The organism is Weizmannia acidilactici, from assembly GCF_008974225.1.
Taxonomy (GTDB): Bacteria; Bacillota; Bacilli; order Bacillales; family Bacillaceae_C; genus Weizmannia; species Weizmannia acidilactici.
Genome location: NZ_BKZR01000020.1, coordinates 47443 through 54368, shown reverse-complemented (window position 1 = coordinate 54368; position 6926 = coordinate 47443). Strand labels below are relative to the sequence as shown.

The 6926-nt window shown below is 48.3% G+C and carries 8 protein-coding genes; 7 read left to right on the top strand and 1 reads right to left on the bottom strand.

All coding sequences use genetic code 11. The features are described from left to right. Nucleotides 1-303: 303 nt before the first annotated feature. Nucleotides 304-1167: a YitT family protein gene (locus GBH70_RS09130; RefSeq protein ID WP_151680751.1), complete on the bottom strand. Its 864-nt coding sequence runs from the start codon at nt 1165-1167 to the stop codon at nt 304-306. Between the two features lie 165 nt (nt 1168-1332). Here GBH70_RS09130 and GBH70_RS09125 point away from each other — a divergent pair, with 165 nt between their 5' ends. Genes GBH70_RS09125 through GBH70_RS09095 form a run of 7 tightly spaced genes read left to right on the top strand, consistent with a single transcriptional unit; the run spans nt 1333 to nt 6896 of the window. Beyond that, nucleotides 1333-1662: a nucleotide pyrophosphohydrolase gene (locus GBH70_RS09125; RefSeq protein WP_151680750.1), complete on the top strand. Its 330-nt coding sequence runs from the start codon at nt 1333-1335 to the stop codon at nt 1660-1662. A gap of 17 nt (nt 1663-1679) precedes the next feature. After that, complete coding sequence (gene dapB / locus GBH70_RS09120; protein WP_151680749.1) at nt 1680-2480, top strand: 4-hydroxy-tetrahydrodipicolinate reductase; 801 nt, start codon at nt 1680-1682, stop codon at nt 2478-2480. A gap of 17 nt (nt 2481-2497) precedes the next feature. Next, nucleotides 2498-2905 carry a methylglyoxal synthase gene (gene mgsA / locus GBH70_RS09115; protein ID WP_151680748.1) on the top strand — a complete coding sequence of 136 codons (408 nt, stop codon included), beginning with the start codon at nt 2498-2500 and terminating at the stop codon, nt 2903-2905. Beyond that, nucleotides 2902-3609, top strand: coding sequence for a bacillithiol biosynthesis deacetylase BshB1 (gene bshB1, locus GBH70_RS09110; RefSeq protein ID WP_151680747.1), 708 nt, complete (start codon nt 2902-2904; stop codon nt 3607-3609). Before mgsA ends, bshB1 begins: the two co-directional genes overlap by 4 nt. Next, a complete protein-coding gene (gene bshA / locus GBH70_RS09105; protein WP_151680746.1) occupies nt 3606-4790 on the top strand; it encodes an N-acetyl-alpha-D-glucosaminyl L-malate synthase BshA in 1185 nt (394 codons plus the stop codon). Before bshB1 ends, bshA begins: the two co-directional genes overlap by 4 nt. After that, the gene (locus GBH70_RS09100; RefSeq protein WP_151680745.1) at nt 4744-5949 is read left to right on the top strand and encodes a CCA tRNA nucleotidyltransferase; all 1206 of its coding nucleotides are present in this window, start codon (nt 4744-4746) and stop codon (nt 5947-5949) included. Before bshA ends, GBH70_RS09100 begins: the two co-directional genes overlap by 47 nt. Beyond that, complete coding sequence (locus tag GBH70_RS09095) at nt 5919-6896, top strand: biotin--[acetyl-CoA-carboxylase] ligase (protein WP_151680744.1); 978 nt, start codon at nt 5919-5921, stop codon at nt 6894-6896. The genes GBH70_RS09100 and GBH70_RS09095 overlap by 31 nt, the downstream gene beginning before the upstream one ends. Nucleotides 6897-6926 lie beyond the last annotated feature (30 nt).

Here is a 6926-nt window from a genome sequence, read left to right as displayed (position 1 = left end):
AAAGTAGTGGTGAATTCCATGAGGGACCTCAAGAGGGTGGAGCCAGAACAGGTTTATTGAAAGAGGATACAAATGGGTCATTGAGGAGAAACTCAAGGAAAGCATATTGGCGAATTTCTAAAAGTCCAATATTACACAAAACCCTTGGTAACTCCTACTGGAATCACCAAGGGCTGAAAGCCTGTATGAAAAGTATTGTGACAAGCGTCATTTATTTGGTTGAACCGCCGCATACGGAACCGTACGTACGGTGGTGTGAGAGGACGGGGGCTAGTCACCTCCTCCTACTCGATTATGATCCGGTTAATCCTGGATCGGCTGTTTGTTTTCATCAAGCGTAAATCCTTCCCCGAGCACATCGTGGACGACCATCATCGATACAAAGGCATGGGGATCAATGGAGTGGATAATGCCTTTTAAGCGGGAGACTTCGTTTTTCCCAACAACACAATACAACACATCGCGATCCTGCTTTGTGAACATCCCGTGCCCGCGGAAAACGGTGACGCCGCGGTCCATCTGATTCATCACCTTTTCGGCAATTTCATTATGCTTTTCCGAAATAATAAAAGCTCCTCTTGCCGTATAGGCGCCTTCCTGCAGAAAATCGACGACGCGTGAGCCGACAAAAACGGCAACAAGCGTATACATCGCCTCCCGGTAGTGCAAGTACGTAATGAGCGACAGCGTGATCACACAGGCGTCGAACATAAACATCGTTCTCCCCATCGCCACGCCTTTATATTTAAATATGAGCCTCGCAATAATATCGACGCCGCCTGATGTTCCCCCGTAACGGAAAATAATACCTAGCCCGACGCCGATAAACACGCCTGCAAAAAGCGATGCGAGAAACATATCATCGTGCAGCGGGATATTGAAATGCTTTTTTCCGAAAATCCATAAAAAAAGGGAGGACCCAAGCGTGCCAATGATGGTGTAGTAAAACGATTTTTTTCCTAAAAGTTTCCATCCAATAATAAATATGGGAATATTCAAAATCAGGTTGGAATAGGAGGGATTGATATGAAATAAATAGTAGAAGAGCAGCGTGATCCCGGTAAACCCGCCTTCCGCCAGATGGTTCTGGATATTGAAATGGACAATGCCAAAGGCGAAAATGGCAGACCCGAGCAAAATAAAAAAGATGTTTTTGATTTTCAGCATATCCATATCCTCCTTTTCCGGCAAATTTTTCATATCCGGCGTCCCCATTATAGCTTAAAAGAAATCAAAACCGCAATAAGGCGCATTGTACGCAAATGAATCATTTGTAAAATCCGCCAATTTTAGCTAACATGGAAGAGTATCAAACATTGCGGGGGTCAGGATATGACGGACGACAAAACAATGCGGCAAATGCAAAAAGAAGTGGACGATTATATCTCACAGTTTAAGGAAGGGTACTTCAGCCCGCTTGCGCTTACGGCCAGGCTGACGGAGGAACTCGGGGAACTGGCGAGGGAAATCAACCATTATTACGGGGAGAAGTCGAAAAAACCGGATGAAGAGCCGAAAACGGTGGAAGAAGAGCTCGGCGATTTGCAGTTTGTCATCATTTGTATGGCGAATGCTTTACATATTGATTTACAAAAAGCGCATGACCGGGTGTTGCATAAATTTAATACCCGGGATAAAGATAGATGGACGAGAAAAGATTGAAAAGGAGTTGTTGGGACGTGGATGTAATACGCATTATTGTTGCCGGCGCGCGCGGGAAAATGGGGAGCGAGGCGGTCAAGCTCGTTCAAAGGACGGAAAATTTTAAACTGGTCGGCGTTTTGGACCATAAAGACGGCGGGAAACTGTTGAATGATGTATCTGATTATGACGGCGAACCGGTCCGGATTTATACGGATCCCAAGGAATGCCTTGAAAATTGCCCGGCTGATGTATGGATTGATTTAACGGCGCCGAAAGCAGGGTATCACAATGCAAAAGCCGCCCTTGAGTACGGTGTCCGCACTGTTGTGGGAACGACCGGGTTTACGGATGCGGAACTCGACGATTTAAAAGCGGTTGCCGAGGAAAAAGGGATCGGCTGCATCATTGCTCCGAATTTTGCCGTCGGGGCGGTGCTCATGATGAAATTTGCGAAAATGGCGGCGAAATATTTCCCCGATGTGGAAATTGTTGAACTGCATCACGACCAGAAAGTGGACGCCCCGTCCGGCACGAGCGTAAAAACGGCACAAATGATTTCAGAGGCCCGTACGAAAAAAACACAAGGACATCCGAATGAAAAAGAAACGTTGAAAGGGGCAAGAGGGGCAGATTTTGAAGGGATGCACATCCACAGTGTCCGCCTGCCTGGCCTTGTTGCGCACCAGGAAGTGCTGTTCGGCGGCGGCGGCCAGCTGTTGACGATCCGCCACGATTCATTTAACCGGGAATCTTTTATGTCAGGTGTCAAAGTTGCAGTAGAAACCGTCATGAACCTCGATACATTCGTTTACGGCCTGGAAAATATTTTGGATTGATAGGGGAGTGGAGAGACATGAACATTGCACTGATCGCCCATGATAAAAAGAAAGACGATATGGTCCGGTTTGCCTGGGTCCATAAAGAGGTGCTTGTTAAACACAAGCTTTACGCGACAGGGACAACCGGTAAAAGGATTATGGATGAAACAGGGCTTTCCGTCCACCGTTTCCAGTCGGGCCCTTATGGTGGTGACCAACAGATCGGGGCGCAAATCGCAAAAAATGAAATGGATCTCGTCATTTTTCTGCGTGACCCATTAACCGCGCAGCCGCATGAACCGGATGTCTCCGCCTTGATCAGGCTTTGTGATGTCCACCAGGTTCCTTTGGCGACGAATATCGGGACGGCTTCCATTCTGATGGAACAGTTAAAAAGAGAAGGCATTTCTTGGCCGACGCTTGCGGGAGATGGAAAACAATGACAGGTAAGGTAGATATCCTCGCATTCGGGGCACATGCTGATGACGTCGAAATCGGCATGGCGGCTTCAATTGCCAAATGGGCATCCCTTGGAAAAAAGGTTGCGATCTGCGATTTAACGGAAGCGGAGCTGTCTTCCAACGGGACAGTCGAAAACCGGAAAATCGAAGCAAAAAAATCGGCAGCTTCTCTCGGGGTTGCAGAAAGGATGACGCTCCAATTGCCGGATCGCGGCCTTTTTATGCTGGATGAATATATCCGGAAAATTACAGGTGTGATTCGTGCATTTAAGCCTGAAGTGATATTTGCGCCGTATCATGAAGATCGCCATCCTGACCACGGCAACTGCGGCAGGCTGGTCGAAGAAGCTTTCTTTTCATCCGGAATCCGGAAATACGTTTCCGATCCGGATCTTCCTTACCATAAGCCGAAACATCTCTATTTTTATATGGTAAATGGCTCCCATCAGCCGGATTTTATCGTAGATGTCTCGGATTATATGGATAAGAAAATCGAAAGCCTGCATGCGTATGAAAGCCAGTTTTCAGATGGGAAAAACAACGTCAGCACCCCGCTTACAGACGGCTATATTGAAACAGTGGTTTCCCGTGAAAGGTTGTTTGGCAAGGAGCTCGGGGTAAAATATGCGGAAGGATTTTTAAGCAAAAAGCCATTACTCGTGAATTTGGATGTGCTCGATTTATGAAAAAGTTGAAAATCGGGATTACATGCTATCCGACAGTCGGTGGCTCCGGCGTCATTGCCGCGGAGCTCGGCCAGCTGCTTGCGGAAAACGGACACGAGATCCATTTTATTACGTCAAGCGTGCCGTTTCGGCTTAATAAAATGTACCATAATATTTATTACCACCAGGTCGAAGTCAACCCGTATGCCGTTTTCCAATATCCGCCTTATGATATTGCACTCGCCAGCAAAATCGCCGAAGTTGCGGAAAGGGAAAAACTCGATGTGATGCATGTCCATTATGCGATCCCGCATGCGATTTGCGCGATTCTCGGCAAAATGATGGCGAAAATAGGCATGAAAATTGTAACGACACTGCACGGCACGGACATCACCGTGCTCGGGTACGACCCGTCCCTTGCTTCCGCCATCCGCTTTGGGATCGAACAGTCCGACGCAGTCACGGCGGTTTCCAATGCACTCGTCCAGCAGACATACGATTTAATCCAGCCGCAAAAAAAGATTACAACGGTTTATAATTTTGTTGATGAACGGGTGTACCGCAGGGTGAATGCGTCTCATTTGAAAAAAGAATACGGCATTTTGGAAAAGGAAAAAGTGCTCATTCACGTTTCCAACTTCCGGGCCGTAAAACGCGTTCCCGATGTTGTCAGGGCATTTGCAAAAGTGAGGGAGCAAATCCCGGCAAAGCTCCTGCTTGTTGGCGACGGGCCGGAAATGACAGTCGTATCCCGGCTTGTAAGGGATTTACATATTGAAAAAGACGTGCTGTTTTTAGGAAAACAGGACCAGCTGGAAGAACTTTATTCGATCAGCGACCTTATGCTGCTGTTATCGGAAAAGGAAAGTTTCGGGCTGGCGGCACTTGAGGCGATGGCCTGCGGCGTGCCATGCATCGGCACCGATATCGGGGGCATTCCAGAAGTGATTGACGACGGGCGCAACGGCTACCTGTGCCAACTTGGCGATATTGCAGGCGTTGCCGAAAAGGCTCTCCGTTTATTCCGCGATCCCGCCCTGTACGACTCTTTTTCAAAGGCGGCGGAGAAAACGGTGACGGAAAAATTTTATTCCAAAAAAATATTAAGACAGTATGAAGAAATTTATGAACAATTGGTAAATGAGGTTGATGGACATGCTTCCGCCATTTCAAACAGCACTCCCCGTCATCCAAACGCTTGAAGATGCAGGATACGAAGCTTTTTTCGTCGGTGGGTCGATCCGCGACAGCTTGCTCGGGCGCCCTGTGCATGATGTAGATATCGCCACATCGGCAAAACCGGAAGAAGTCAAGGCGTTATTTAAGCAAACGGTTGACGTCGGGATTGAACACGGAACGGTGCTCGTGCTGTACGGGAGGCGCCAGTACGAAGTCACAACGTTCCGGACCGAGTCGGAATATAAAGATTACCGGCGCCCGGAGTCGGTTGAATATGTGGATTCGCTCCTTCTTGATCTAAAGCGCCGCGATTTCACCATGAATGCGATCGCGATGGACAAAACGGGAAAATTGATTGACCCGTTTTCTGGCAAAGAAGCGATCCGGGACAAACGGATCGAAACGGTCGGCTCGCCGGAGGAAAGATTCCGCGAAGATGCGCTCCGTATGATGCGGGCCGTCCGCTTTATGAGCCAGCTCGGCTTTGAGATCGAAAACGGAACGAAGCGGGCGATCCGAGTCTATGCCCATCTGCTAAAGTATATTGCCGTCGAAAGGATTACACAGGAGTTTATCAAATTATTGGAAGGCGTGCGCCCTTATGAGGCGCTTGCTTTCTTATGCGAAACAAGGCTTTTGTCTTACCTGCCGGGGCTTGAAAAGATGGAAATGCGCCTCATGCCCGCATTAAACTCTGCTTTAAATGAATTGACAGAATCCCAGCTTTGGGTATATCTTATCAAAGCTGTGGAACCGGATGATGAAAATGCATTCCTGCGAAAATGGAAACTGCCGAATCTGAAGCGGAAAGCGATATTGCGCACACTCGGATTTGTTAGAAAGCGGACGGCGCGGCCGTGGGATACGGTAATGCTGTATGATGCAGGTAAAAAAACAGCAGTTGATGCGGAAACCGTTTTTTGCGCCCTCCGCCGGGAAGACTGGCGGGAACATACGCCCGCCATCGAAAAAGTTTTCCGGGAAATGCCCATTACGGACCGCAGCCAGCTTGCGGTAGACGGCAAAATGCTGATGGATTTCTTTTCTAAAAAAGGCGGCCCGTGGCTGAAAGAGATGCTCCGCGAGATTGAAACGGCTGTGTTAACCGGAAAGGTTGATAATCAGTGGGATGCGATTCGGGGGTGGCTTGCATGCAAACATCCACAAGAAAAAAAATTTTAGAACTGCTGACAGAAGCGGGAGGCGGTTTTGTTTCCGGGGAATTGCTGGCAAAAAAACTTAACTGTTCACGCGCTGCGGTGTGGAAGCATATGGAGGAACTCCGAAAAGAAGGTTTTGAGCTGGAAGCGGTCCGAAAAAAAGGCTACCGTATCAAGAGCACAGAAGATAAAGTGACAGAAAATGAAATCCAGTACGGCCTGGAAGCAAAACGGCTCGGAAAAACCGTTTATTACAAAGAAACGGTTGATTCGACGCAAAAATTGGCGCATCGGCTCGTGCAGGAAGGCTGCCCCGGCGGCACGCTTGTCATTGCCGAAGAACAGACGGGCGGCAGGGGGCGGCTACAGCGCGCCTGGTACTCCCCAAAATACACAGGTATCTGGATGAGCGTTGTGCTGCGTCCGGACCTCCCGCCGCAATGGGCGCCTCCTTTTACGTTGATCGCTGCGGTTGCGGTTGCCCAGGCGATCGAAGAAACGGCGGGGGTGCATCCTGAGATCAAGTGGCCGAATGATATATTGATCGGCGGGAAAAAATGCACCGGGATTTTAACCGAACTTCAGGCGGATACCGACCAAATCCAGGCGGTCATTATCGGAATCGGCATCAATGTAAACGAAACGGAATTTCCGGATGAATTAAAGCCGATTGCCACTTCCCTTTTGATCGAATCGGGGAGAAAAATCAAACGTGCGCTGCTTGTCCAGCGTATTCTGGAAAGACTGGAAAAATACGAGAAAATTTATATCGAAAACGGGTTCGCACCGTTAAAATTATTGTGGGAAAGCTACGCGGCCGTGATTGGCAAAAATATTACCGCACACACTTTAAAAGGAGATATATCGGGAAAAGCGATCGGGATTACGGATGAAGGCGTACTGCAATTGGAGGGGGAAGACGGAAAAATACACTCTATTTATTCTGCGGATATCGAAATCGAACGTTAAAAAATTGGCACAAATGGACGGGAAATATAG